The sequence below is a fragment of the Streptomyces calvus genome (assembly GCF_006782915.1).
In the GTDB taxonomy this organism is placed as follows: Bacteria; Actinomycetota; Actinomycetes; order Streptomycetales; family Streptomycetaceae; genus Streptomyces; species Streptomyces calvus.
This window is the reverse complement of the sequence record NZ_VCNP01000043.1, coordinates 89385-115417: the sequence shown is the minus strand read 5'-3', so window position 1 is coordinate 115417 and position 26033 is coordinate 89385. Positions and strand designations below refer to the sequence as shown.

Here is a 26033-nt window from a genome sequence, read left to right as displayed (position 1 = left end):
GCAGTCACCCGACCCGCGAGTCGCCGGTAACGTCCGGCCGGCTCCTCCCCGAGGGAGGAACCAGACTCGCGGGTCGCCTGCGTTTTCCGGGCCCTTTGCGCCCGGCGTCCCTCTCCTCGGTCAGCGGGCGATGTCCGCGTAGCCCTCGATCTCGCGCGGGTCGCGGCTGCCCGGGCCGACGTAGCGCGCCGAGGGCCGCACCAGGCGGCCGGTGCGCTTCTGCTCCAGGATGTGCGCCGACCAGCCCGCCGTGCGGGCGCAGGTGAACATCGAGGTGAACATGGGGGCCGGGACCTCGGCGAAGTCCAGCACGATGGCGGCCCAGAACTCGACGTTGGTGGCCAGGACCCGGTCGGGGCGGCGGGCGTGGAGTTCGGCCAGGGCGGCCTTCTCCAGCGCCTCGGCGACCTCGAAGCGCGGGGCGCCCAGCTCGCGGGCGGTGCGGCGCAGGACGCGGGCCCGGGGGTCCTCGGCGCGGTAGACGCGGTGCCCGAAGCCCATCAGCCGCTCGCCCCGGTCCAGGGCCTGCTTGACGTACGCCTCGGCGTCCCCGGTGCGCTCGATCTCCTCGATCATGTGCAGCACTCGGGAGGGGGCGCCGCCGTGCAGCGGTCCCGACATGGCGCCGACGGCACCGGAGAGGGCGGCCGCGACGTCCGCGCCGGTCGAGGCGATGACCCGGGCGGTGAACGTGGAGGCGTTCATGCCGTGCTCCGCGGCCGACGTCCAGTAGGCGTCCACCGCCTTGACGTGCCGCGGGTCGGGCTCGCCGCGCCAGCGGATCATGAACCGCTCGACGATGGACTCGGCCTTGTCGATCTCGCGCTGCGGCACCATGGGCCGGCCCTGGCCGCGCGCGGACTGGGCGACGTACGACAGGGCCATGACGGCGGCGCGGGCGAGGTCGTCGCGGGCCTGCCCGGCGTCGATGTCCAGGAGCGGTTTCAGGCCCCACACGGGCGCCAGCATGGCGAGCGCGGACTGCACGTCGACGCGGATGTCGCCGGAGTGCACGGGGATCGGGAACGGCTCGGCGGGCGGCAGTCCGGGGTTGAACGCCCCGTCGACCAGCAGCCCCCAGACGTTGCCGAAGGAGACGTGACCGACCAGGTCCTCGATGTCGACGCCCCGGTACCGCAGGGCGCCGCCCTCCTTGTCCGGTTCGGCGATCTCCGTCTCGAACGCGACGACTCCTTCGAGCCCGGGTACGAAGTCGGACATCAGGCGGCTCCTCGTGAGGTGGGTGACAGATGGTGTTGTGGGGTGGGACGACCATGTGTCGGTCAAGTAGGTGCTGCTGGGCGAGGCGTCCGGTGGATCCACGGTCGTCTGGCGGGACTCGCGGTCCGGGACGTCACCCCTGTGATGCCCGGCTGGCGGTCACCCAACCGGATCAGTGCCAGCACGATATCCCCGGGTGCCATCTTTGGGGAGAGTTCGCGGCACTCAGTGCCATGCGTGACGTAGGACACGGCCGCCCCGGGCGCCCGGCGCATGCGGCAGGATGACGGCGTGACCGACCGCGACGCCGTGCCCTTCGATCTCGCCTCGATGCGCAAGCAGTACCGGGCCGACGGGCTCTCCGAGACCGACCTGGCCGCCACTCCCGTCGAGCAGTTCGCCCGCTGGTTCCGGCAGGCCGCGACGGAGGGCGGGCTGTTCGAGCCGAACGCGATGGTCGTCTCGACGGCGGACGCGCAGGGCCGGCCCAGTTCCCGCACGGTGCTGCTGAAGCACTTCGACGACGAGGGCTTCGTCTTCTACACGAACTACGACTCCCGCAAGGCCCGCGACCTCGGCGAGAACCCGCACGTCTCGCTGCTGTTCCCCTGGCACCCGATGGCCCGGCAGGTCATCGTCACCGGCACGGCGCGGCGCACCGGCCGGGACGAGACGGCGGCCTACTTCCGCTCCCGGCCGCACGGCTCCCAGCTCGGCGCGTGGGCCAGCGGCCAGTCGTCGGTGATCTCCGGCCGGGCGGAGCTGGACGCCGTCTACGCCGAGCTGGCGGCCCGCTACCCGGAGCACGAGCAGGTGCCGGTGCCGCCGCACTGGGGCGGCTTCCGCGTGGTGCCGTCGGCGGTGGAGTTCTGGCAGGGACGCGAGAACCGTCTCCACGACCGCCTGCGGTACGTCCGCGAGCCGGACGACAGCTGGCGGGTGGAGCGGCTGAGTCCGTGAACGGGCAGCACACCCGCGCGCCGGGTGCAGCCGCAAACCCTTCGCCGCGCTGGACGGCGGTCGAGGCCCGCGCCCTCGCCACGCGCGCAGCGGTGACGGCGGCGCCACGCGCGGCGGTGTGACGGCCGAGGACGTCAGCGGCGGCCTCGGTGCGGTGCGCGGCGCTCGCGAGCAGGCGTGGTCGCGCGGCGCCTCACAACTTGCCCCACACGAGTCCGGTGCGGTGGCCGCCGAGGGCGCCGGAGAACCGGGCCTGGAACTCGGGCGTGAACTCGGGCCAGTTCCAGAACGTGAAGCCGAGGTGGGCGAAGGTGAAGTAGTCGTCGGCCCAGCTCCACTCGGGCAGCGGGACGGACTCGGCGCAGGCGGGGCAGGCGACCTCTGCCTGCCCGGTCTCCTGCCAGGTCTCGATGGCGTCCCTGAACGGCTCCCAGGCGGCGTCGATCGTGTCCCAGTGGTCCGTGACCAGCGGCGTGGTGGCCGCACACCGCGGGCAGGTCACCGCCTCCGCTTCGCCCTGCCCGCCGTCGAAGACCGTGCGCCCGACCACCACGGCCAGTCCGTCCGTCGGCTTCCACTCGGCGTCGTCGTCCGCCACGGCGCGGTGCCAGTCCGGGCCGGGCGGATGCCCCAGCGGCACACCGAGGACGCAGCCGGTGCGCTCCGCGAGGACGATGCCTTCGGTCACCAGCCACGCCACCGCGCGGTCCGCGAGCCGCGCCGCCTCGTCGGCACCGGCGTCGAGGTCGACGATCGTCTGGAAGTAGTCACCCATGCGGAGACCTTAGGGCCTGTCGTTCGGATCATCCCGGGGTCGTGGGGTCCGGCTCGGGCATCTGCGGCGTTGTCGTCGGTTGCCGACTCCCCCACGCTCGGCTCCGCTCGCGCGGGGGCACCCCCACCGCGTTGTCGCCCTCCTCCGCCGTGCAGCTGCACGCACCGGACCCCGCTCGGGCCGGTCGAAAGGGCACCGCACCTCACAGCCGCGCTGATCCGAACGACAGACCCTGGGCCCCGCCACTGACGACGCCGTCAGCGCAGCGCCTCGTCCAGCAGCACCGCCCACTGCGCCACCACGCGTTCCCGGCGGGCCGTGTCGTCCGTGAGGAGGTTGGCCAGGCCCAGGCCGCGGGCCATGTCGAGCAGTCCCTGGACGGTTTCGCGGACGCCGAGGCGGGACTCGTCGGCGCCGAGGAGGTCGACGGCGATGCGGTGGGTCTCGCGGCCGACGCGCGACTCCAGCTCGGTCACGCGCGGGCGCAGCTGCTCCTCGTCGGAGGCGGCCACCCACAGGTGGAGGGCGGCGCGGAAGAGCGGCCCGGTGTAGAGGTCGACCAGCGCGGCGACCACGGCGCGGCGGTCACCGGCCGCCGTGCCGTCGGGGAAGAGGGCGCGCAGCGCGGTGGAGCGTTCCTCGGCGACGTACTCGACGGCGGCCGTGAACAGGTCCTCGCGGGTCGGGAAGTGGTGCTGGGCGGCGCCCCGGGAGACGCCCGCGCGTTCGGCGACGACGGAGACCGTGGAGCCGGCCCAGCCGCGTTCGGCGAGGCAGGCCACGGCGGCCTCCAGGAGCCGCTGCCGGGTGGCCCGGCTGCGGTCCTGCTTGGGGACTCGTTCGGCACGGTCGGCCGTGCTCACACCACCCATTCCGGATCCCGTCGTCCGAGGAAGGCCGTCATTCCCTCGCGCGCGGCGGCGGAGGCGAAGAGGCGGGCCGAGAGCGCGGTCAGGCCGGCCGCGTCCCGGTCGAAGGTCTCCAGCACCCTAGCCGTGAGCAGCCGTTTCGTCTCGGCCAGGGCTTCGGGTGCGGCTTTGCGCAGGCCGTCCAGGACGGGCGCGAGGACCTCGTCCACGTCGTCGCCGGCCGCCGTGAGCAGGCCGATGCGGGCGGCCTCGGCGGCGTCCAGGCGCTCACCGGTGAGGCAGTAGCGGGCCAGGGCGCGCGGGTCGGTGCGCGGCAGCAGCGGCAGCGAGACGACGGCGGGGGCGACGCCGATGCGGACCTCGGTGAGGGCGAAGGTCGCCGTGTGGGAGGCGGCGGCGATGTCGCAGGCGGCGAGCAGGCCGACGCCGCCCGCGCGGACGTGGCCGGTGACCCGTGCGACGACCGGCTTGGGCAGCTCGACGATCTGCCGCAGCAGGGCGACGAGCGCGTCGGGTGCAGGAGGGTCGCGCAGGTCGGCGCCGGCGCTGAAGGTGGTGCCGGTGTGGGTGAGGACCACGGCGCGGACGGCGGTGTCCTCGCCGGCGTCGGTCAGCGCGTCGGCCAGCTCACCGACGAGGGCGGCGGACAGGGCGTTGCGGCGCTCCGGGGCGTCGAGGCTCAGGGTCTCGACGCCCCGTGCGCGGGTGCGGACGATCAGTGGCACCGGGTCGTGGACGGGCGGGTCCGCGGGGTCGGCGGCTGCGTACTCACTGCGGGACACGGTTCCTCCGAGGCGGACACGGCGGCTCAGTACGACTTGGGCAGACCCAGGGTCTGGTGGGAGACGTAGTTGAGGATCATCTCCCGGCTGACCGGCGCGATTCGGGACACGCGTGCGGCCGTGATCAGTGAGGCGAGGCCGAACTCGCGGGTGAGGCCGTTGCCGCCGAGCGTGTGCACCGCCTGGTCGACCGCCTTCACGCACGCCTCGGCCGCCGCGTACTTGGCCATGTTGGCGGCCTCGCCGGCGCCCGTGTCGTCGCCCGCGTCGTACAGGTGGGCGGCCTTCTGCATCATCAGGCGGGCGAGTTCGAGGTCGATGTGCGCCTGGGCGAGCGGGTGGGCGATCGCCTGGTGGGCGCCGATGGGAGTGTCCCAGACGGTGCGTTCCCGCGCGTAGGCGACGGCGCGGGCCAGGGCGTACCGTCCCATGCCGATCGCGAAGGCGGCGGTCATGATGCGTTCGGGGTTGAGTCCGGCGAACAGTTGGAGCAGGCCCGCGTCCTCGTCGCCGACGAGCGCGTCGGCGGGCAGCCGTACGTCGTCGAGGACCAGTTCGAACTGCTTCTCGGTGGCGTTGAGTTCCATGTCGATGGGCCGCCGCCGGAAGCCCTCGGTGTCGCGCGGGACGATGAACAGGCAGGGCTTGAGGCGTCCGGTGCGGGCGTCCTCGGTGCGGCCGACGACGAGGGTGGCGTCGGCGATGTCGACGCCGGAGACGAACACCTTGCGGCCGGTGAGGATCCAGTCGCCGCTGTCCGTCTCGCGCCGTGCGGTGGTGGTGATGCGGTGCGAGTTGGAGCCGGCGTCGGGTTCGGTGATGCCGAAGGCCATCAGGCGGCTGCCGTCGGCGAGCGCGGGCAGCCACTGCCGTTTCTGGGCCTCGGTGCCGAAGCGGGAGATGACGGTGCCGCAGATCGCCGGGGAGACGATCATCATCAGCAGGGGGCTGCCGGCGGCGCCCATCTCCTCCAGGACGAGGCAGAGTTCGGTGATGCCGCCACCGCCGCCGCCGTAGGCCTCCGGCAGGTTGACGCCGATGTAGCCCAGCTCGGCGGCCTCCTGCCAGAACTGTTTGTGGTCGGTGCCGGGTGTGCGCGGGTGGTTCTTCGCGAAGGAGGCGACCGCTTGGCGGAGTGACGTGTGCTCACTTGATTCGATCACCGGCATGAGCGCTCCTGGGGGGAGGGGGCTTCGGGTCGTGTGGCGGGTGGCGGGTGCGGTTCGTCGTGGGTGCTCGCGCGGGTCACCGCGCCTCTCAGGCCGGCTGCACCACCGCGAGCAGCATGCCGGGCTCCACCTGCTGTCCCGGTGTCGCGTGGAGGGCGGTGAGGGTTCCGGTGGCCGGGGCCGTGATCCTGTGCTGCATCTTCATCGCCTCCAGCCACAGCAGGGGCTGTCCGGCCTCCACCGCGGCTCCCTCGGCCAGGCCGTCGGCGATGCGGACGACCGTGCCGGGCATGGGGGCGAGCAGGGAGCCGGGGGCGTGCTGGACGGTGGGGTCGGGGAAGCGGGGCAGGGCGGTGAGGGCGGTGGCGCCGACGTACACGCGGTCGCCGTAGCGGCTGACCTCGTAGCGGCGTCGTACGCCGTCCACGTCGAGGACGACGAGAGCGGCGTCGGCGTGGACCACGTGGACGCCGTCGGCCGTGAGTCCGTCCCGGGTGTGCCGGTAGCGCACCTCGTGCTCCTCGCCGGCCGTCGCGTAGCGCCTGGTCTGCGGCTGTGAGGGCAGGTTGCGCCAGCCGCCGAAGCGGGAGCGGCCGTGGGCGTCGGCGAGGGCTGCGGCCAGCGGTGCGTACGGGTCCGGGGCCGGTGCGGTCAGCTCGGGCAGGTGGCGGTCGTAGAAGCCGGTGTCCATGCGGGCCTGCGCGAACTCCTCGTGTCTCAGCGAGCGGACGAGGAGGTCGCGGTTGGTGACGGGGCCGTGGATCACCGCGCGTTCCAGGGCGGAGGCGAGCTTGCGGATCGCCTCGGCGCGGGTGGGCGCGTGGGCGACGGCCTTGGCGAGCAGCGGGTCGTAGTGGACGCCGATGTCGTCGCCGTCGCTGTAGCCGGTGTCCAGGCGGACGGTGCCGGGGACGGCGAGGCGGTGCAGGCGGCCGGTCTGCGGGGACCAGTCGCGGGCGGGGTCCTCGGCGTAGAGGCGGGCCTCGACGGCGTGGCCGCGCGCGGGCGGCGGGGTGTCGTCCAGGGCGTGGCCCTCGGCGATGCGGATCTGCTCGGCGACCAGGTCGACGCCGAACACGGCCTCGGTGACGGGGTGTTCGACCTGGAGGCGGGTGTTCATCTCCAGGAAGTGCGCCCGCTCGCCGGCGACGAGGAACTCGACGGTGCCGGCACCGGTGTAGCCGACGGCGCGGGCGGCCCGTACGGCGAGGGCGTGCAGTTCGTCGGTGAGGCGCCGGGACAGGCCGGGCGCCGGGGCCTCCTCGATCACCTTCTGGTGGCGGCGCTGGAGGGAGCAGTCGCGGGTGCCGAGCGTCCACACGGTGCCGTGGGTGTCGGCGAGGACCTGTACCTCGACGTGGCGTCCGCCCGCCTCGCCGCCGAGGTACGGCTCCACGAACACCTCGCCGTCGCCGAAGGCGCTCGCGGCCTCGGCGCGGGCGGCGGCCAGTGCGCCGTCGAGGTCCGCGAGCCGCCGTACGACGCGCATGCCGCGGCCGCCGCCGCCCGCCGCGGCCTTCACCAGCACCGGCAGGGCGGCCTCGGTGACCTCGCGCAGCGGCTCGACGCCCATGAGTTCCTTGGCGCGCGTCTTGGACGCCATCGCCTCGATCGCCTCCGGCGGCGGGCCGATCCACACCAGTCCGGCGTCGCGGACGGCGCGGGCGAAGGCGGCGTTCTCGGAGAGGAAGCCGTAGCCGGGGTGGACGGCGTCCGCGCCGGCGGCGAGGGCGGCCTTCACGATCAGGTCGCCGCGCAGATAGGTGTCGGCGGGCGCCGAGCCCGGCAGCCGTACGGCCGTGTCGGCGACGCGCGCGTGGAGCGCGTGCTCGTCGGCGTCCGAGTGCACGGCGACCGTGCGGATGCCCAGCTCGTGGCAGGTGCGGGCGACCCGGCAGGCGATCTCGCCGCGGTTCGCCACCAGAACGGAAGTAATCACGGGCCTCACATCCGGAAGACGCCGAAGCCACCGCGCGCGCCCTGGTAGGGCGCGGTGTGGATGGCCGACAGGCACAGGCCGAGGACGGTGCGGGTGTCGCGCGGGTCGATGACGCCGTCGTCGTACAGCCGCCCGGACAGGAACATGGGCAGCGACTCGGCTTCGATCTGCTGCTCCACCACGGCGCGCAGTCCCGCGTCCGCCTCGTCGTCGTACGGCTGTCCCTTGGCCGCCGCCGACTGGCGGGCGACGATGGACAGCACGCCGGCGAGCTGCTGCGGGCCCATGACGGCGGACTTGGCGCTGGGCCAGGCGAACAGGAAGCGCGGGTCGTAGGCGCGTCCGCACATGCCGTAGTGCCCGGCGCCGTACGACGCGCCCATGAGCACCGACAGGTGCGGGACCTTCGAGTTGCTGACCGCGTTGATCATCATCGCGCCGTGTTTGACGATGCCGCCCTGCTCGTACTCCCGGCCGACCATGTAGCCGGTGGTGTTGTGCAGGAACAGCAGGGGGATGTCGCGCTGGTTGGCGAGCTGGATGAACTGGGCGGCCTTCTGGGACTCCTCGCTGAACAGCACCCCCCGGGCGTTGGCGAGGATGCCGACGGGATAGCCGTGCAGGCCGGCCCAGCCGGTGGTCAGGCTGGTGCCGTACAGCGGTTTGAACTCGTCGTAGTCGGAGGCGTCGACGATCCGGGCGATGACCTCGCGCGGGTCGAAGGGGGTCTTCAGGTCGCCGGGGACGATGCCGAGGAGTTCGTCCTCGGAGTACTTGGGCGGGGCGGCCGGGCCCGGATCCCGGTACGCCTTGCGGTGGTTGAGGCGGGCCACGACCCGGCGGGCCTGGCGCAGCGCGTCCGGCTCGTCTACGGCGAAGTGGTCGGCGAGGCCCGACACCCGCGCGTGCATGTCGGCGCCGCCGAGGGACTCGTCGTCGCTCTCCTCGCCGGTGGCCATCTTCACCAGCGGCGGGCCGCCGAGGAACACCTTGGCCCGCTCCTTCACCATGATCACGTGGTCGGACATGCCGGGGACGTACGCGCCGCCGGCGGTGGAGTTGCCGAACACGACGGCGACGGTGGGGATGCCGGCCGCCGACAGCCGGGTCAGGTCGCGGAAGATCGCGCCGCCCGGGATGAAGATCTCCTTCTGCGAGGGCAGGTCGGCGCCGCCGGACTCCACGAGGCTGATCAGGGGCAGCCGGTTGGCGAGCGCGATGTCGTGGGCGCGCAGGGCCTTCTTCAGGCTCCACGGGTTGCTGGCGCCGCCGCGCACGGTCGGGTCGTTGGCCGTGATCAGGCACTCCACGCCCTCGACGACGCCGATGCCGGTGACGAGGGAGGCCCCGACGGTGTATGCGGGGGCCTCGCTGCCCCAGGCGGCCAGCGGGGACAGCTCCAGGAACGGCGTGTCGGGGTCGAGGAGCAGTTCGATGCGTTCGCGGGCGAGCAGCTTGCCGCGTCCGCGGTGGCGTGCCACGTACTTCTCGCCGCCGCCGGCGAGGGCCTTGGCGTGTTCGGCGTCGAGCGCGGCGAGCTTGGCGAGCATCGCCTCGCGGTGCTCGCGGTACTCGGGGCCGGTCGTGTCGAGGGCGGAGTCGAGGACCGTCACAGCAGGGCCTCCGGTATGTCGAGGTGCCGGGAGCGAAGCCATTCGCCGAGCGCCTTGGCCTGGGGGTCGAAACGGGCCTGCGCCGCGACGCCTTCGCCGAGGATGCCCTCGACCACGAAGTTCACGGCGCGCAGGTTCGGCAGCACGTGCCGGGTGACGGGCAGGGCGGCGGCCTCGGGGATCAGCTGCCGGAACCGCTCGGCGGTCAGCTCGTGCGCGAGCCACCGCCAGGCGCGGTCGTCGCGCGCCCACACGCCGACGTTGGCGTCGCCGCCCTTGTCCCCGCTGCGGGCCCCGGCGACGAGCCCGAGCGGCGCCCTCCGCACGGGTCCCGGAGGCAGCGGCTCCGGCAGCGGTGGTTCCGGTACGTCCGTGAGAACGGCGGTGTCCTGGGGCGGCGGCACGGGGACACGGCGGCCGTCGTGGAGGACGGCCACATGGTCGACCTCGCCATGGGGGACGTACGCATCCTCGAACACCCCATACGGTGAGCCCTTTCCCGGTGGGGCCAGCACATGGAATCCGGGATAGCTGGCCAGGGCCAGTTCGACGGCGGCACCGCTCAGCGCCCGCCCGACCGCCTCCCGCTCCGGGTCCCGTACGACGAGCCGCAGCAGGGCGCTCGCGGTCTCCTCGGTGGCGGCGTCGGGCCGGTCGGTGCGTATCAGTTCCCAACGCGCCTGTGCGGGCGGGGACTTGGCGAGCGCGTCCGTCATCTGCTCCCGCACGAGCGCCGCCTTGGCCTCGATGTCGAGCCCGGTCAGCACGAACACGACCTCGTTCCGGAACCCGCCGAGCCGGTTCACCCCGACCTTGAGCCCGGGCGGCGGCGCCTCACCCCGGACGCCCTCGATCCGCACCCGGTCGGTCCCGTCCGGGCCGATCCGTACGGTGTCCAGCCGGGCGGTGACGTCGGGGCCCGCGTACCGGGCGCCGGCCGTCTCGTACAGCAGTTGCGCGGTGACGGTGCCCGTGTCGACGAGGCCGCCGGTGCCGGGGTGCTTGGTGACGACGCTGCTGCCGTCGGCGTGGATCTCGGCGAGCGGGAACCCGGGCCGGCGCAGGTCGCCCGCGCCCCGGAAGAAGGCGTAGTTGCCGCCGGTGGCCTGGGTGCCGCACTCCAGCACGTGCCCGGCGACGACGGCTCCGGCGAGCCGGTCGTGATCCGTCGCCGACCAGCCGAAGTGGGCGGCGGCGGGCCCGGTGACCAGCGCCGCGTCGGTGACCCGCCCGGTGACGACGACGTCGGCGCCGGCGCGCAGGCAGGCGGCGATCCCGAAACCGCCGAGGTAGGCGTGGGCGGCGAGGCTGCCGGGATACCGCGCGGTGAGGTCGTCGCCCTCGACGTGGGCGACCCGCACCGGGATGCCGAGCCGCCCGGCCAGCTGCCGTACCGCGTCGGCGAGTCCGGCCGGGTTCAGCCCGCCCGCGTTGGTGACAAGTCTGACCCCGCGCTCGTGGGCGAGGCCGAGGCAGTCCTCCAGTTGCCGCAGGAAGGTGCGGGCGTATCCGGCGCCGGGGTCCTTCAGCCGGTCGCGGGCGAGGATCAGCATGGTCAGCTCGGCGAGGTAGTCGCCGGTGAGGACGTCGGTCCCGCCGCCGGTGAGCATCTCGCGCAGTGCGTCCAGGCGGTCGCCGTAGAAGCCGGAGAAGTTGCCGATGCGCAGGGGCGTCGCGGTCACCGCGCGGTGTCCCCCTTCGGTGTCCGTCCCTCGCCGGGCGGGCCGGCGAAGGCCTGGGCGACGTCCAGCCAGCGGTCGGCGTCCGGGCCCTCGGCGGTGAGCGCGAGGTCGGCGCGGTGGGCGCGTCGGGTGACCAGGAGGCAGAAGTCGAGCGCGGGTCCGGTGACGCGCTGTCCGGCGTCCTCGGGGCCGTAGGTCCACAGGTCGCCGTCCGGGGCGCGCAGTTCGACGCGGAACGGGTCGGCGGGCGGGGTGAGTCCGTGCACCCGGTGGGCGAAGTCCCGGGTACGCACACCGAGTCGGGCCACATGCCTGAGCCGTGCGGTGGGTGGCCGCATCACACCGATCGCGTCGGCCACGTCGAGTCCGTGCGCCCAGGTCTCCATGAGGCGGGCTGTGGCCATGGAGGCGGCGGACATGGGTGGCCCGTACCAGGGGAAGCGGGCGCCGGGCGGTCCGTTCCGCAGTGCCTTCTCCAGCGCGGCGCGCCCCTCGCGCCACCGGGCGAGCAGATCGGCGGGCGCGAGCCGGGCGTACTCCTCGGCGCCCTCGTCGACGAAGGTGTGCGGTGCGGCGAGGGCCTTGTCGGTCAGGGCCCGGAAGCCGTCGGCGTCGGTGACGGCGAGCAGCGCCGAGCGGTCGGTCCACACCAGGTGGGCGATCTGGTGGGCCACGGTCCAGCCCGGTGCGGGTGTCGGCAGCGTCCACCGGCGCGGGCTCAGCCCGGCCACCAGCCGGTCGAGCTCCTCGCTCTCCTCACGCAGGTCGTCGATGACGGGCGACGGATCGGACACGAGGCGCTCCCCTCGGGCACGGACACGGCGGTGTGCGGCGCGGTTGTGCTGGAGCATGGCAGCACCACCAGAAACAAGCAAGCGTGCTTGCATTAATTTCTGTGGCGGCGCAACGGTGACCGCGGCGGGGCCGGACGGTGAGGTGCGGGCGGTGAGGTGCGGTGACGAGCGGTGACGTGCGGTGATTCCGGTGGCGGCGCGTGGTGCGGTGCGGTGCCGTGTTCGGTGGATTCCCGGTCGCCGGCCGGGCCGGTCGAGGATCATGGGGCGCATGCGCGCGGACGACTGGCACCTGACCGAGGAAACCGAGAACCCCGCTGACATCGAGGACTTCCTCGACCGGGCCGGGGACTTCCTGCGTTCGCGGCCGGCGCTGCACACCACGCAGTTGTCGATGCTGGAGAAGTGGCGGGCACAGGGGCCGGACGCGCCCGGCTCCGAAGCCCGTGTCCTCGGCCGGCTGGAGGAGCGGGGCGAGGTGCGCGCCGTCCTCTTCCACCGGCGTGCCTCCCGGCGCCTGATGCTCACCTCCCTCTCCCCGGAGCAGGCCGACGCCCTCGCCGCCCTCTGGGCCCGCCTCGGCCGCCCGCTCGCCGGCGTCACCGCGGACCACGAGACGGCTGCCGCGTTCGCCGCGGCCTGGCAGCGGCACACGGGCGCCGAGCCGACGGTCCGCGTCCGGCTCCACCTGTACCGGCTGGGCACGCTCACGCCTCCGGAGCCGTTCCCGGAGGGCCGGGGCCGCCTCGTGGGCGAGCGGGAGCACGAGCACCTCATGGACTGGTGCCGGGCGTTCGCCGCGGACGTCGGCGAGGAGGTCACCATCAACGCCGGCACGTGGGTCGGGACGCGTTTCGCCGAGAAGCGCTACACCTACTGGGAGACCGCGGACGGCACGCCCGTGTCCATGGCGGGCGCGAACCCGCCGGCCGGCGGCCAGGTCCGGATCGACCCCGTCTACACCCCGGCCCACCTGCGCGGACGCGGCTACGGGGCGGCCGTGACGGTCGAGGTGAGCCGGGCCGCGCGGGCGGCCGGCGCCGAGGAGGTCGTGCTGTACACCAACGCGGCCAACCCCACCAGCAACGCCCTCTACCGGCGCCTCGGCTACCGCCGCGTCACCGACTTCCTCGCGTACGACTTCACGCCGGCCGGGCCCGTCGGCTAGCGGCTGTCGAGCGGATGCCGGGATGATCCGAACGGCAGGCCCTGAGCCTGCCGTTCACCGCACTCGGAGGCAGTTTCAGGCCGGGCCTCGGCGGACCTGACGGAATTCCTCCGCATGCTCCTCCGCCCAGGCGCGGAACGTGCGTGCGGGCACTCCCGTGATCTCCTCCACCGTGGAGGTGATCACGTTCGATGCGGGCCGCGTCTCAGCGCTGGCCAACAGCGCCTCGACGAGGGCAGGCGGCCTGCCGTCGGCGAGCATCTGCTCCCGCGCAACCTGCACGGGCACCTTCTCGAAGGCCAGCGGGCGGCCGACCGCTTCCTGGATCGCACGTACCTGCTCGGCTCTGCTCAACACCTGCGGGCCGGTCAGGACGTGCTTCGCGCCCACGTGCCCGTCGTCGGTCAGTGCGTGTACCGCCACGGCCGCGACGTCGCGCTCGTGGATCACCGCCGTAGGGGCGATGTCGGGCCCGCGAACGACGTGCGTGGTGCGGATCTGCTCGGCCCAGCCCCGCGCGTTGGAGGCGATGGTGCTCGACCGCAGGACGGTCCAGTCCAGGCCGGACCTCTCGATCAGGCGCTCCATGTCGGCGTGGAGCTGGTTGATGGGATCGGTCTGCCGTTCGGCGTCCTCGTTCACACCCGACGACGAGAGATAGACGATGCGGCGCGCATGCCGTGCCATCGCCTCCAGCACGGCGGGAGCGCCCTCGGTCGTCAGGAACGGCCAGATCAGGAACACTGTGCCCGATCCCGTCAGTGCCCGCTCCAGCGTGTCCGGATCGGCCAGGTCGCCGCGGACCGCCTCGGCTCCCTCCGGTAACGCAGCCGTTGCGGGATCACGTACCAGGGCCCGCACCGCGGTGCCTGCGGCCAGGAGCTGAACGGCAACGTGTCGACCGACATTGCCCGTCGCGCCCGTCACGAGAATCTCACCCATGATCAGGTCAGCCCCGGCCCTGCTCGCAGTATTCCGCGGCGCCCCGTGGACGAGGCCGCACGCACGGCGAATGCCCAGGTGGGCGGCCCCGGTTCGAGGAACGTTCCGACGTCGGTCGACGAACGACGGCTAACGGCGCTCGGCCTTCGGGCCCTTCGGGCGCACCCGGCCCACCTGGGTGCGCACCGCGCCCATGCTCGCCGCGATGACCAGGGCGATGGCGGCGGCCTCGGCGGCGGACAGGGCCTGGTCAAGGATGAGGAAACCGGCCGTGGCGGCCAGGGCCGGTTCGAGGCTCATCAGGATCGCGAAGGTGGAGGCGGGCAGGCGGCGCAGGGCGAGCAGTTCGAGGGTGTAGGGCAGGACGGAGGAGAGCAGTGCGACCGCGGCGCCCAGGGCGAGGGTCGTGGGCTCGACGAGTCTGGTGCCGGACTCGATCACGCCCAGCGGCAGGAAGAGCACGGCCGCCACGGCCATCGCGAGGGCCAGCCCGTCGGCCTGCGGGAAGCGGCGGCCCGTGCGGGCGCTGAAGACGATGTACGCCGCCCACATGGCGCCGGCGCCCAGTGCGAAGGCGACACCCAGCGGGTCCAGTCCGCTGAAGCCGCCGCCGCCTCCGAGGAGAAAGACCCCGGCGAGGGCCAGGGCGGCCCAGACGAGGTTGACGGCGCGGCGGGAGGCGAGGACGGACAGCGCGAGCGGGCCGAGGACCTCCAGGGTGACCGCGGGGCCGAGCGGGATGCGGGCGACGGACTGGTAGAAGAGGCCGTTCATCGCGGCCATGGCGACACCGAAGACGATCACCGTGCCCCAGTCGGTGCGCGAGTGTCCGCGCAGCCGGGGCCGGCACAGCACCATCAGGACGACGGCGGCCACCAGCAGTCGCAGCGTCACGACGCCGAGCGCACCGGCGCGCGGCATCAGCGTGACCGCGAGCGCCCCGCCGAACTGCACGGAGATCCCGCCGGCCAGCACCAGACCCACCGACCCCAGCGCTCCGCGTCCGCGCGGCGCACCGTCCGGCGCGGGCGCGGGGCCGGGCTGACCCGTCGCGGGTGCGGTGGACGGGGTGGCGGCGCTGGGGGTGGTCACGGGAACTTCCTCGGGACTCGGTACGAAGTGGAGCAACTCTGCCGGACATCGTGCATCACAATGCACTGTCCAGTCCATAGTAATGACCTCCAGGTCCTGCTGACAGGACCATGAAGGGATGACGTACCTGACGATGGGTCCCTCGTGCCGCCGGGTCAACTCGGTTCCGTCATCCGGACCGCGCTCTCACGCACCGGGACGCCTCCGGGCCGGGAGCGGGTCGCCGGGGCCGGGCGCGCTGCGGGTACCGTCACCGTGGCTCAGCCGTGCCGCTCCACCCCATCCACCGAGGTCCCGTGCGACGACTCCTTGCCCGCGTCTGGCAGTTCCTGCGCCCCGTTCAGAGCCGCGTCATGTGGTTCCTGAACGCCAAGTTCGTGATCGGTGTGACCGGGGTCGTGCGGGACGAGGAGGGGCGGGTCCTGCTGCTCCGGCACCGGATGTGGCCGCCGGGCCGGCAGTGGGGCCTGCCGAGCGGCTTCGCCCGCAAGGGCGAGGACTTCCGGACGACCGTCGTGCGCGAGGTCAAGGAGGAGACCGGCCTCGATGTGGAGGTGGGCGGCCTGGTCATGCTGAGCAGTGGTCTCCGCACACGTGTGGAGGTGGCCTACGAGGCCCGCCTGCTGGGTGGCGAACTGCGCCTCGACCCCTCCGAGATCCTGGAGGCCCGCTGGTGCCACCCGGACGACCTCCCGGAGGGCGTCCAGACGGTGAGCCGTGTGCTGGTGCGGGGCGAGACGGTTCCCTGAGGGCGCCGGTACGGATGCCGCTGCGGGCGTTACGCCCCGCTGTCGCCTTCGGGCTGCTTGGCGACGAACGACCGACGACGGCGGCATCGTGTCCCGGCTCGCCGACACCACCGAGGCCGTGCAGCTCGGGATGGTCCGGGAACTGCCCGCCCACGCCCGGGGCCCGCTCCCGGAGACACCGCACGGTGAGCTGCGCTACCTCGCCGAGTGCCTCACCGAAGCCCTCGCCGACGCGCTGCGCGTGTCGGACAGCCGGGGCCGGAGGCTGGAGCGGCTCAACTGAGCGCCGAGAAGACACAAGAGCGGTGACTGCTCACTCTTCTTCTTCCAGAGCAGTCGCCAGCACCTCCGCCAGATGCCGTCCCCGTACGCCCGCCAACTGGTCCAGCTGCGTCCGGCAGGAGAAGCCGTCGGCCAGGACGACCGCGTCTCCCGGTGCCTCCCGTACCGACGGCAGGAGCCGGTCCTCCGCGCAGGCCGCCGAGACCTCGTAATGGCCCCGCTCGAAACCGAAGTTGCCCGCCAGGCCGCAGCAGCCACCGCTCAGTTCACCGGTGAGGCCCGCCGCCGCGCGCAGCCGGCGGTCGGGCCCGTCGCCCAGCACCGCGTGCTGGTGGCAGTGGGTCTGGCCGGTGACGGGACGGTTCAGGGGCGGAGGTGTCCAGTCCGGGGCGTGCCGCTCCAGGGTTTCCGCGAACGTCAGGACCCGCGCGGCGAGCTGCGCCGCGCGCGGGTCGTCGTGCAGCAGCTCCGGGGCGTCCGTGCGCAGGGCCGCCGCGCAGCTCGGCTCCAGGACGACCACGGGCGCGTCGGTGGCCAGGACGGGTTCCAGCAGGTCCAGGGTGCGGCGCAGCACCGCTCGGGCCTGGTCGAGCCGGCCCGTGGAGATGTACGTCAGGCCGCAGCAGACCCGGCCCCTGCGCACGGCCAGCAGCGACAGCGGCGAGCGCGAGCGGGCGTCGCCGATCCGGCCGCCGCCCGGCCGCACTGTCGGAGGCAACGTCACGCGCAGCCCCGCCGCCTCCAGCACCCGTACGGCCGCCCGGCCCACGGACGGCGACAGGTGCTCGGTGAAGGTGTCCGGCCAGAGCACCACCAGGGGCGCGCCGGGGCCGGGCGTGCCGGTCCTCCTCCGCCGCCGCCACCAGCGGGTGAACGGCTCCCGCGCGACCCGGGGCACGTCCCGCTCGGCGGCGATCCCGCCCAGCCGTTTCGCCGGGCCCGCGAGCGCGCGCACGGCGGCCAGGGCGTTGACGACCGCCGCCGACCTGGTCCGCGCCACCCAGCGCAGCCACACCGGCAGCCCGCCCATGACGTAGTGCGCCGCGGGACGGAGGCGGCCGGCGTAGTGGTGGTGCAGGAACTCCGCCTTGTACGTGGCCATGTCGACCCCGACCGGGCAGTCCGAGCGGCAGCCCTTGCAGGACAGGCACAGGTCGAGCGCGTCCCGTACCTCCGTGGACCGCCAGCCGTCGGTGACCAGTTCACCGGCGAGCATCTCGTGCAGCAGACGGGCGCGGCCGCGCGTGGAGTGCTCCTCCTCGCCGGTGGCCCGGAACGACGGGCACATCACGGCGGGCCCGGCCACGGACGTCGTACGGCACTTGGCGACGCCCACGCAGCGGCGCACCGCCGCGGAGAAGTCGCCGCCGTCGGCCGGATAGCCGAAGGTCACGTCCACGGGTTCGCGCGGGAGGACGGCGAAGCGGAGGTTCGCGTCCAGGGGCGCCGGACGGACCAGCATGCCCGGGTTGAGCAGGTCGTCCGGGTCCCAGAGGGCCTTGACGCGTTCGAAGAGCGTGACCGCCTCCGCGCCGTACATGCGCGGCAGCAGTTCGGCGCGGGCCTGTCCGTCGCCGTGCTCCCCCGACAGTGAGCCGCCGTGGGCGACGACCAGGTCGGCCAGCTCCTCGGAGAAACGCCGGAAGCGGGCCACGCCCGGACCGGTCAACAGGTCGAAGTCGATCCGGACATGGATGCAGCCGTCGCCGAAGTGCCCGTACGGCGTGCCGCGCAGCCCGTGGCCGGCGAGCAGCGCGCGGAAGTCCCGCAGGTAGGCGCCGAGCCGGGCGGGCGGCACCGCGCAGTCCTCCCAGCCGGGCCAGGCCTCCGTGCCGTCCGGCATCCGGGTCGCGGTGCCGCTCGCGTCCTCCCGGATCCGCCACAGCGCGCGCTGCCCGGCCGGGTCGGTGACCACGAGCGAGTCCAGGACGTCCGCCGCGCGGACGATCGCCTCCGCCCGCGCGCGTGCCTCCGCCGCCGTGTCGCCGCCGGTCTCCACGAACAGCCAGGCCCCGCCGCGCGGAAGGTCCACGGCGGACGGCACCAGGTCCGCCGCCATGCCCTCCACGGTCAGCGGCCCGTGCGCGAGCAGGCCCGCCGCCGCTTCGGCGGCCCCGCTCTCGTCGGCGTACGCCAGCACGGCGAGCGCACGCGCGGGCGGCGCCGGCACGAGGTCCACGACCGCCTCCGTGAGCACGCCGAGCGTGCCCTCCGAGCCGCAGAACGAACGGGCGACGTCGCCGCCCCGCTCCGGCAGCAGCGCGTCCACGGCGTACCCGGAGATGCGGCGCGGCAGGTCCGGGAAGCCGGTGCGCAGCCGGGCCAGTTCGCCGTCCACCAGCTCCCGCAGGCCCGCCGGGGCCCCGGCCCAGTCCCGGCCGGGACGCAGACGGTCCCCGCGCGCGGTGAGCACCGACAGCTCCCGCACACTGTCGGCCGTGGTGCCCCAGGCGACCGAGTGGGAGCCGCAGGAGTTGTTGCCGATCATGCCGCCGAGGGTGCAGCGGCTGTGCGTGGACGGATCGGGGCCGAAGCGCAGGCCGTGCGGGGCGGCGGCCTCCTGGAGACGGTCGAGGACGAGACCGGGCTGCACGACGGCCGTGCGTGCTCCCGGGTCGAGGGACAGCAGACGGTTCATGTGGCGGGTGAAGTCGAGCACCACACCGGTGCCGGTGGCCTGCCCGGCAATGGACGTACCGCCGCCGCGCGGAACCACGGGCACGCCGTACGACCGGCACACCGACAGGGCCGCCGCCACGTCGTCGGCGTCCCGCGGCGCCACCACACCGAGCGGCACCCGGCGGTAGTTGGAGGCGTCCATCGTGGTCAGGGCACGCGCGGTCGTACCGAAGTCGACGTCGCCGCGCACGACCGCGCGCAGCCCGGCCCGCAGTTCCCGGAGATCCGTCATGTCCTCAGGATGCCCGCGCCGTGACCTGCCGCCGGTGTCCGCGCGCGGAAAAACCCCGGTATCCGCGCACGGAAAAAAACGGAAGCACAGCCCCTCCCAAGTCGATCAGTGACTCACATATAGTGACCGCGAGTTGCGCGTAGTTGTCGGCCCTCGCTCGTGAAGCGACCGGATTCGGTTCCGGCAACCCCATGGACACAAGCGGGCCGCCGTGCGGACGACGGTGCACACCCGCGGACCCGACCGAGGACCCTGAACGATGACCCCTCCCCTCCCCGGTGACCGCACCGACGGCCCCCGCAGCCCGCTGACCGTGCCGCTGCTCACCGCGGTACTCGCCGCGCTCGCGGTCGCCGCCGCCGTGTTCGCCGGGCCGGAGCCCGCGCGTGGCGCGCTCGCGGTGACCGGGACGGTCGCCGGCCTGCTGCTGTGCGCGGCAGTCACCGTGGCCGACCGTGCCGTCGCGTCGGCGCGCGCGGCACGGACCCGCCTGGACACCGTCACCGAGGACCTCGGCCGGCTGCTCAAGGAACAGAACCGGCTCACCGAGGAGCACACCGCCGAACTGGCGCGGCTCACCGAGGAGCGCACCGCGGAACGCGCACGCCTCACCGAGGAGCACACCGCCACGACGGACCGCCTCACCGAGGAGCACACCGCCACGACGGACCGCCTCACCGAGGAGCACGCCGCCCACGTCGCACGGCTGGACGCCCGGCTGCGCGAGGCCGAGAGCGCCCGTGCCGCCGCGCTGTCCGCGACCGCCAACGCCGCCGGCCGCATGCAGGCCCTCGCCACCGGCATGCTCGCCGACCTGCGCGCCATGGAGGACAAGCACCACGACGAGGAGGTCCTCGCCGACCTGCTCCACCTCGACCACCGCACCGCGCAGGCCGGCCGGCTCGCCGACTCCGTCGCCGTCCTCACCGGCGCCCGCTCCGGCCGCCGCTGGGCGCGGCCCATCGCCATGGAGTCGATCCTGCGCGGCGCCATGGGCCGGATCGGCGGCTACCAGCGCGTCCGCGCCCACTCCGCCAGCGACACCGCCGTCGCCGGACACGCCGCCGAGGGCGTGATGCACGCGCTCGCCGAACTCCTCGACAACGCCGCGAACTTCTCGCCGCCGACCGCCGAGGTCCACGTCTACGTCGAGGAAGTCCCGTCCGGCATCATCGTGTCCGTCGAGGACAGCGGACTCGTCATGAGCGACGTCCAGCTGCGCCGCGCCGAACGCGCCGTCTCCGGCGAGTCCACGGATCTCGGCGGCCTCACCGGCACCCGGCTCGGCCTGGCCGTGGTCGGCCGGCTGGCCCGGCGGTACGGCCTCAAGGTCTCCTACCGCCCCTCGGCCCGCGGCGGCACCAGCGCACTGATGCTGATACCGCAGGAACTCCTCGTGACGACGGGGGCGTCCGCGCCTGAGTCCACCGGCACCGCACCGGCCGCCACCTCGTCGGCCACCACCGCACGGGCCGGTGAGGCGACCGCCACGACCGCCACCGCACCGGCCGGTGAAGCGACCACCACACCCGCCACGACCGCCACCGCCGCCACGGCCGCCATCGCCGCCCGGACCGCACCGGCCATCCCGTCCGAGGAGCCGGCAGCCGCCGCCGCCCGGGCCGCCGACCGCCCCGCACCGCCCGCCGAGCCGACGGCCGAGCCGACGTCCGCGGGCCTCCCCCGCCGCCGTAGCAGCCGCACGAAGCCCGCCCCGGCCGCCCCCGACCACCGGCACGACCCGGTGCCCGAGCACGAGTCCGCGGCCCCGGACGGCGAGGCGCCCCCGCTGGTGCTGCCCCGCCGCCGGCGCGGCCGGACCCTCGCCGACGCCGAACGCACCTGGTCCGCCGGCCGCACCGCCGATCCGCGTCCCGCGCCCACCGCCGAGGAGACCCGGGCCCGCACGGCCCGCTTCAGCAGCTTCCGCCGGGCCGTCCGCCCCACCACCGCGGCGCCCACCGGGGACGACGCACCCGCACGCCCCGCCACCGCGCCCACCGCGCCCACCGCGGACGACGTACGCGCCGGACGCGACACCGACACGCCCCCCGCAGCACAGAACAACCCCACGACCCCGGAAGGCGACACGACCTCATGACCGGCACGACGACCGCCGACGAGAAGCTCACCTGGCTGATAGAGGGCCTGCTGGAGCGGACGCCGGGCGCGCGACACGCGCTCGTGCTGTCCCGTGACGGCCTGAAGCTGTGCCGCACCCGGGAACTCTCCACCGACCAGGCCGACCAGCTGGCGGCGATCGCCGCCGGCATCCAGTCCCTGTCGCACGGCGCCTCGGTCGAGTTCGGCGACGGCAGCGGCGGCGTGCGCTCGGCGATGACCGAGTTCTACGGCGGCATCCTGTTCATCGTGGAGGCCGGCGAGGGCGCGCACCTGGCCGTCGTCACCACCGAGGACGCGGACGCCGGCCTCATCGGCCACAACATGAGCGAGCTCGTGGAACAGCTCGGCGAGCACCTGACCTCCCCGCCGCGCACCTCGTGAGCAGGCCCGGCAGGGACGACGCCCCGGACCGGCTCTACACCCTCACCCAGGGACGCAGCCGGTCCGGTCCCGACAACCCCTTCGACCTGGTGACCCTGGTCGTCGCCGAATGCGCCCCGGTGACCGGCATGCAGTCCGAGCACGCGGCGATCCTGCGCATCACCGAAAGCCCCACGGCGGTCGTGGAGATCGCGGCCGAGCTGGAGCTGCCCGTGAGCATCGTCCGGATCCTGCTCTCCGACCTCCTCGCGGCCGGCCGGGTCAGCGCCCGCCACCCCCGCACGTCCGCCGTTTACGACCCCGACATCCTGGAGCAGGTGCTCGTTGGACTCCGCAACCTCTGAGACGCGCACGCCGGCCCCTGACACGCGTACGCCGCTGCGTGCCTCCGCCGACAACGGGCTCAAGATCGTGGTCGTCGGCGGCTTCGGCGTCGGCAAGACGACGATGGTCCGCTCCGTCAGCGAGATCCGTCCCCTCGACACCGAGGAGATGATGACCCGGGCCGGCGAGGACGTCGACGACACCAGCGAGGTGCGCGGCAAGACCGCGACCACCGTCGCCTTCGACTTCGGCCGCATCTCGCTCGATGCGCGCAATGTGCTGTACCTGTTCGGCGCGCCCGGCCAGGAACGTTTCTGGTTCCTGTGGGACCGGCTGTTCTCCGGCGCCCTCGGCGCGGTCGTCCTCGTCGACACCCGCCGCATCGACGACTCCTGGTACTCCATCGACCGCCTGGAGAAGCACGGCACGCCGTTCGTCGTCGCCTGCAACGACTTCGGCGGCCCCGCCTTCACCACGGAGCAGGTCCGCGACGCCCTCGACCTCGACCCGCACGTGCCGCTGATCACCTGCGACGCGCGGTCCCGGGAGTCCAGCAAGCTGGTCCTGATCACGCTGGTGGAGCACATCCGGGCCCTGTACGCCGACCCCGCCCGAGCCACCCGTCAGGAGCTGGTGTGAGCACCACCCCCGATCCCGCCCCCGTCCCCCTGAACGGCCCGCTGCTCCACAGCGACCCGGCCAGGGCGTACCGGGAGATGCGGCGCGAGCACGGCAGCGTCGTCCCGGTCCTCCTCGACGGCGACGTACCGGCCTGGCTGGTGCTCGGCTACCGGGAACTGCACCAGGTCACCGGCGACCCGGCGCTGTTCAGCCGCGACCCGGAACTGTGGAACCAGTGGGACGACATCCCCGAGGACTGGCCGCTGCGGGCGATGATCAGCCGCAGACAGCCGTCGATCATGCACACGGTCGGTGAGGAGCACCACCGGCGGGCCGCGATGCTGGTCGCCGCGCTGGAGGCGGTGAACCCGTTCGACCTGCGGACCCGCACGGAGCGGTTCGCGGACGAGCTGATCGACGCGATCTGCCCGCGCGGCACCGCCGACCTCGTCGGCGAGTTCGCGATGCGGCTGCCGGTACGGGTGCTGGCCTGGCTGTTCGGCTTCGACGACGAGGACGGGCCGGGCCTGGTCACCGCCCTCAACGACATAGCCGACGGACGCGACCACGACCGTTCGGGCCAGATGCTGCTGCTGACGTCGATGACGCGGCTGGTGGCCGCCCGCCGGGCGGAGCCCGCCGACGACGTCGTGTCCCGGATGCTCGCCGACCCCGCCGGTTGCACCGACGAGGAGATCGTCCACGACCTGACGGTGATGCTGGGCGCCGGCCACCTGCCCACCGCCGACTGGATCGGCAACTCGCTGCGCCTGATGCTGACCGACAACCGGTTCGCCGCGTCCCTGTTCGGCGGCCGCAACAGCATCGCGGAGGCGATGAACGAGGTGCTGTGGGAGGACACGCCGAACCAGAACGTCGCCGGCCGCTGGGCCTCCCGCGACACCCGGCTCGGCGGCCGCCTGATCCGCGCCGGCGACCTGCTGCTGCTCGGCCTCCAAGGCGCCAACTCCGATCCCCAGGTCCGCACCGACGGCTCGGCCCTGACCGGCGGCAACCACGCCCACTTCTCCTTTGGCCACGGCGACCACCGCTGCCCGTTCCCGGCCCAGGAGATCGCCGAGGTCATCGCCCGCACCGGTATCGGGGTGCTCCTGGACCGGCTGCCGGACATCGACCTCGCGGTACCGGCCGCCTCGCTGACACGCCGGCCGTCGCCGTTCATGCGCGGGCTGTCCGAACTGCCGGTCACCTTCACCCCGACCCCCGCCCTGAACGGCACGCTCGCGTGACGCACGGCGGTGGACGCACCCGCCCGGTCCGTCCACCGACCGTCTCAGCGGCCGGACGACGTTTCGCCCGGGTTTCACTCAGCCGCTAGGCTCCCGTCGTGGCTGAGATCCGGATTCCTGCTGACATCAAGCCCGCCGACGGTCGTTTCGGTGCGGGTCCCTCCAAGGTGCGGACGGAAGCGCTGGACGCGCTGGCCGCGACCGGTACGTCCCTGATGGGCACGTCCCACCGCCAGGCCCCGGTGAAGAACCTGGTCGGCAAGGTGCGCGAGGGCATTCGCGAGCTGTTCCGGCTCCCCGAAGGCTACGAGGTGATCCTCGGCAACGGCGGCTCCACCGCGTTCTGGGACGTCGCGACCCACGGCCTGATCGAGAACAAGTCGCAGCACCTCAGCTTCGGCGAGTTCAGCTCGAAGTTCGCCAAGGCCGCCAAGCTCGCCCCGTGGCTGGCCGAGCCCACCGTCGTCTCCGCCGACCCGGGCACGCACCCCGAGGCGCGGGCCGAGGCGGGCGTGGACGTGTACGCGTTCACCCACAACGAGACCTCCACCGGCGTCGCCATGCCGATCCGGCGCGTCGCCGGCGCCGACGAGGGCGCGCTGGTCCTGGTGGACGCCACCTCCGGCGCGGGCGGCCTGCCCGTCGACATCGCCGAGACCGACGTCTACTACTTCGCCCCGCAGAAGTCCTTCGCCTCCGACGGCGGCCTGTGGATCGGCGTGTTCTCCCCGGCCGCGATCGAGCGCGCCGAGCGGATCCACGCGTCCGGCCGCCACGTCCCGGAGTTCTTCTCGCTGCCCACGGCGATCGACAACTCCCGCAAGAACCAGACGTACAACACGCCGGCGCTCGCCACGCTGTTCCTGCTGAACGAGCAGCTGGAGTGGATGAACGGCCAGGGCGGCCTGGACTTCACCACCGGCCGCACCGCGCAGTCCGCCCGCACGCTGTACGGCTGGGCGGAGGACGTGAAGTTCGCGACGCCGTTCGTCACCGACCCGGCGAAGCGGTCCCAGGTCATCGGCACCATCGACTTCACCGACGAGGTGGACGCCGCCGCCGTCGCCAAGGTGCTGCGCGCCAACGGCATCGTCGACACCGAGCCGTACCGCAAGCTCGGCCGCAACCAGCTCCGCGTCGCGATGTTCCCGGCGATCGACCCGGCCGACATCGAGGCCCTGACCAAGTGCATCGACTACGTGATCGAGCAGCTCTGACACTCCGCACGTGACCGAAGGGGCGCCCGGCGGTGATCCGCCGGGCGCCCCTTCGCACGCGCGCGTCTACGCGAACTGGCGCACAAACGCCTGCCAGCTGTCGCGGGAGACAGTGAGGAGCGGACCGTCCTGCCGCTTACTGTCGCGGACGGCCCGGCCGTTGTCAGCGGTATCGGCGACTTCCACGCAGGCGTTCTCCGCCCCTGAGTAGGACGACTTCCGGAAGGGGCCTATAACCTCGGTCACGATGTGTCTTCCTTCAAGGTCCGCAGTACGCCCCGGATGAGTTTCGCACTCGCATCCGGTGTCAATGCTGACGATCGTAGTAGGTCGAAAGCACTGGCGTAAGCGGCAAGGTCCTCGGCCCCTTCAAGGACAGACGTGCCTCGCAAGTTGTCCATGGCGACCGCTTCGACCACTGGCTCATCATCAAAGCTGAAGGCGGAGAAGGCGCAGGAGTAACCAGCCAGTACGCCCGCGCTGACCGGCAGCACTTGCACGGTCACGTTCTTCCGCTTCCCGGCTTCGAGGATCGCGGACAACTGCTCCCGGTGAATCTCGACGCTCACCAGCGGTTGCGTGAGAGCTGCTTCCCAGAGGATGGCCGTATATGAGGCCCCTCCCTCTTCGATCTTCACCTGCCTGCCCATACGGACTTTCACAAGATGGGCGGCCCTTTCCGGCTCGATGTAGTGAGGACTGGCCGCGATGACTGCCTCCGCATAGGCCGGAGTCTGCAGAAGCCCCGGCATCATGACCGGCTGCCACTCTCGGATGTACGTCGCGTCGTCCTCCAACGCGATGTGGTCGAGGTAGTCCGCTCGCAGGTGTGCCGCGTGTTCCAGCCACCATCCTCGTCGCTTCGACTGGCGGCACAAGTCTTCCAGTTTCTGCCGGACTTCCGGGTCATGCACCCCATATGCATCGAGCATCGCCCGGATCTCGAGCGGGCGGGCGGACACGTGACCGGTCTCTATGCGGCTCACCCTGGTCTGGTGCGCAGCGATCACCTCGGCGGCCTGAACCTGGTCCATCTTCGCCGCCAGCCGATACGTCTTGAGCGCGGCCCCAAGTCGCCGACTGCGAACGGTCGGTCGTCCTACTGGCATGCCAGTCCCCTCTCCGTCGCCTCAGAACTGTAGAGCATGACGTGATCGAACATATCTCC

Annotated in this window: 24 protein-coding genes; 10 read left to right on the top strand and 14 right to left on the bottom strand. The window is 73.2% G+C overall.

Annotated features, from left to right (window positions below; genetic code table 11):
• Positions 1 to 120: 120 nt before the first annotated feature.
• Positions 121 to 1221 carry a citrate synthase 2 gene (locus tag FGW31_RS19425; protein ID WP_142194712.1) on the bottom strand — a complete coding sequence of 367 codons (1101 nt, stop codon included), beginning with the start codon at positions 1219 to 1221 and terminating at the stop codon, positions 121 to 123.
• Positions 1222 to 1494: 273 nt separating this feature from the next.
• On the opposite strand from FGW31_RS19425, the gene pdxH reads away from it, so the two are divergent.
• Positions 1495 to 2181 carry a pyridoxamine 5'-phosphate oxidase gene (gene pdxH / locus FGW31_RS19420; RefSeq protein ID WP_142194711.1) on the top strand — a complete coding sequence of 229 codons (687 nt, stop codon included), beginning with the start codon at positions 1495 to 1497 and terminating at the stop codon, positions 2179 to 2181.
• Positions 2182 to 2374: 193 nt separating this feature from the next.
• Here the strand turns inward: pdxH and FGW31_RS19415 are convergent, their stop codons facing one another.
• From FGW31_RS19415 to FGW31_RS19375, 8 genes are all read right to left on the bottom strand, one after another.
• On the bottom strand, positions 2375 to 2956 hold the full coding sequence (locus FGW31_RS19415) for a hypothetical protein (protein WP_142194710.1): 582 nt from the start codon (positions 2954 to 2956) through the stop codon (positions 2375 to 2377).
• Between the two features lie 257 nt (positions 2957 to 3213).
• Positions 3214 to 3828 carry a TetR/AcrR family transcriptional regulator gene (locus FGW31_RS19405; protein ID WP_142194708.1) on the bottom strand — a complete coding sequence of 205 codons (615 nt, stop codon included), beginning with the start codon at positions 3826 to 3828 and terminating at the stop codon, positions 3214 to 3216.
• Entirely contained in the window at positions 3816 to 4550 is a 735-nt protein-coding gene (locus tag FGW31_RS19400; protein ID WP_142194980.1) for an enoyl-CoA hydratase family protein, read from the bottom strand. The genes FGW31_RS19405 and FGW31_RS19400 overlap by 13 nt, the downstream gene beginning before the upstream one ends.
• 83 nt (positions 4551 to 4633) lie before the next feature.
• The gene (locus tag FGW31_RS19395) at positions 4634 to 5776 is read right to left on the bottom strand and encodes an acyl-CoA dehydrogenase family protein (protein WP_142194707.1); all 1143 of its coding nucleotides are present in this window, start codon (positions 5774 to 5776) and stop codon (positions 4634 to 4636) included.
• A gap of 88 nt (positions 5777 to 5864) precedes the next feature.
• Positions 5865 to 7715: an acetyl/propionyl/methylcrotonyl-CoA carboxylase subunit alpha gene (locus tag FGW31_RS19390; protein WP_142194706.1), complete on the bottom strand. Its 1851-nt coding sequence runs from the start codon at positions 7713 to 7715 to the stop codon at positions 5865 to 5867.
• Positions 7716 to 7720: 5 nt separating this feature from the next.
• Positions 7721 to 9328 carry an acyl-CoA carboxylase subunit beta gene (locus FGW31_RS19385; RefSeq protein WP_142194705.1) on the bottom strand — a complete coding sequence of 536 codons (1608 nt, stop codon included), beginning with the start codon at positions 9326 to 9328 and terminating at the stop codon, positions 7721 to 7723.
• Positions 9325 to 11010 carry an acyclic terpene utilization AtuA family protein gene (locus tag FGW31_RS19380; RefSeq protein WP_142194704.1) on the bottom strand — a complete coding sequence of 562 codons (1686 nt, stop codon included), beginning with the start codon at positions 11008 to 11010 and terminating at the stop codon, positions 9325 to 9327. The genes FGW31_RS19385 and FGW31_RS19380 overlap by 4 nt, the downstream gene beginning before the upstream one ends.
• Positions 11007 to 11804 carry a TIGR03084 family metal-binding protein gene (locus FGW31_RS19375; protein WP_182675123.1) on the bottom strand — a complete coding sequence of 266 codons (798 nt, stop codon included), beginning with the start codon at positions 11802 to 11804 and terminating at the stop codon, positions 11007 to 11009. The genes FGW31_RS19380 and FGW31_RS19375 overlap by 4 nt, the downstream gene beginning before the upstream one ends.
• 271 nt (positions 11805 to 12075) lie before the next feature.
• Between FGW31_RS19375 and FGW31_RS19370 the strand changes: the two genes are divergently transcribed.
• Positions 12076 to 12972 carry a GNAT family N-acetyltransferase gene (locus FGW31_RS19370; protein WP_142194702.1) on the top strand — a complete coding sequence of 299 codons (897 nt, stop codon included), beginning with the start codon at positions 12076 to 12078 and terminating at the stop codon, positions 12970 to 12972.
• Between the two features lie 75 nt (positions 12973 to 13047).
• Here the strand turns inward: FGW31_RS19370 and FGW31_RS19365 are convergent, their stop codons facing one another.
• Together FGW31_RS19365 and FGW31_RS19360 are read right to left on the bottom strand one after the other, a co-directional pair.
• Positions 13048 to 13914, bottom strand: coding sequence for an NAD(P)H-binding protein (locus tag FGW31_RS19365; protein ID WP_142194701.1), 867 nt, complete (start codon positions 13912 to 13914; stop codon positions 13048 to 13050).
• A 129-nt stretch (positions 13915 to 14043) separates the two neighbouring features.
• Complete coding sequence (locus tag FGW31_RS19360; protein ID WP_142194700.1) at positions 14044 to 15006, bottom strand: EamA family transporter; 963 nt, start codon at positions 15004 to 15006, stop codon at positions 14044 to 14046.
• A 296-nt stretch (positions 15007 to 15302) separates the two neighbouring features.
• Here FGW31_RS19360 and FGW31_RS19355 point away from each other — a divergent pair, with 296 nt between their 5' ends.
• Together FGW31_RS19355 and FGW31_RS19350 are read left to right on the top strand one after the other, a co-directional pair.
• A complete protein-coding gene (locus tag FGW31_RS19355) occupies positions 15303 to 15755 on the top strand; it encodes an NUDIX hydrolase (protein ID WP_142194699.1) in 453 nt (150 codons plus the stop codon).
• 88 nt (positions 15756 to 15843) lie between these two features.
• Positions 15844 to 16038 (top strand): hypothetical protein, encoded by a 195-nt coding sequence (locus FGW31_RS19350; RefSeq protein WP_182675121.1) that lies wholly within the window; start codon positions 15844 to 15846, stop codon positions 16036 to 16038.
• A gap of 30 nt (positions 16039 to 16068) precedes the next feature.
• Here FGW31_RS19350 and FGW31_RS19345 read toward each other — a convergent pair whose 3' ends face one another.
• Positions 16069 to 18948, bottom strand: a complete 2880-nt coding sequence (locus FGW31_RS19345) for an FAD-binding and (Fe-S)-binding domain-containing protein (protein WP_142194698.1) — start codon at positions 18946 to 18948, stop codon at positions 16069 to 16071.
• Positions 18949 to 19207: 259 nt separating this feature from the next.
• Between FGW31_RS19345 and FGW31_RS19340 the strand changes: the two genes are divergently transcribed.
• The 6 genes from FGW31_RS19340 to serC all read left to right on the top strand — a co-directional run bounded on the left by FGW31_RS19340 (position 19208) and on the right by serC (position 24865).
• A complete protein-coding gene (locus tag FGW31_RS19340) occupies positions 19208 to 21049 on the top strand; it encodes a sensor histidine kinase (protein WP_142194697.1) in 1842 nt (613 codons plus the stop codon).
• On the top strand, positions 21046 to 21453 hold the full coding sequence (locus FGW31_RS19335) for a roadblock/LC7 domain-containing protein (RefSeq protein ID WP_142194696.1): 408 nt from the start codon (positions 21046 to 21048) through the stop codon (positions 21451 to 21453). The genes FGW31_RS19340 and FGW31_RS19335 overlap by 4 nt, the downstream gene beginning before the upstream one ends.
• Entirely contained in the window at positions 21450 to 21797 is a 348-nt protein-coding gene (locus tag FGW31_RS19330; protein ID WP_142194695.1) for a DUF742 domain-containing protein, read from the top strand. The genes FGW31_RS19335 and FGW31_RS19330 overlap by 4 nt, the downstream gene beginning before the upstream one ends.
• Positions 21778 to 22416, top strand: coding sequence for a GTP-binding protein (locus tag FGW31_RS19325; RefSeq protein ID WP_182675118.1), 639 nt, complete (start codon positions 21778 to 21780; stop codon positions 22414 to 22416). Before FGW31_RS19330 ends, FGW31_RS19325 begins: the two co-directional genes overlap by 20 nt.
• The gene (locus tag FGW31_RS19320) at positions 22413 to 23648 is read left to right on the top strand and encodes a cytochrome P450 (RefSeq protein WP_142194694.1); all 1236 of its coding nucleotides are present in this window, start codon (positions 22413 to 22415) and stop codon (positions 23646 to 23648) included. Before FGW31_RS19325 ends, FGW31_RS19320 begins: the two co-directional genes overlap by 4 nt.
• Before the next feature lie 98 nt (positions 23649 to 23746).
• Complete coding sequence (serC, locus tag FGW31_RS19315; RefSeq protein ID WP_142194693.1) at positions 23747 to 24865, top strand: phosphoserine transaminase; 1119 nt, start codon at positions 23747 to 23749, stop codon at positions 24863 to 24865.
• 66 nt (positions 24866 to 24931) lie between these two features.
• Here serC and FGW31_RS19310 read toward each other — a convergent pair whose 3' ends face one another.
• Both FGW31_RS19310 and FGW31_RS19305 read right to left on the bottom strand, forming a co-directional pair.
• Positions 24932 to 25111: a DUF397 domain-containing protein gene (locus FGW31_RS19310; RefSeq protein ID WP_142194692.1), complete on the bottom strand. Its 180-nt coding sequence runs from the start codon at positions 25109 to 25111 to the stop codon at positions 24932 to 24934.
• Positions 25108 to 25974: a helix-turn-helix domain-containing protein gene (locus tag FGW31_RS19305; RefSeq protein ID WP_142194691.1), complete on the bottom strand. Its 867-nt coding sequence runs from the start codon at positions 25972 to 25974 to the stop codon at positions 25108 to 25110. Before FGW31_RS19305 ends, FGW31_RS19310 begins: the two co-directional genes overlap by 4 nt.
• Positions 25975 to 26033: the final 59 nt, after the last annotated feature.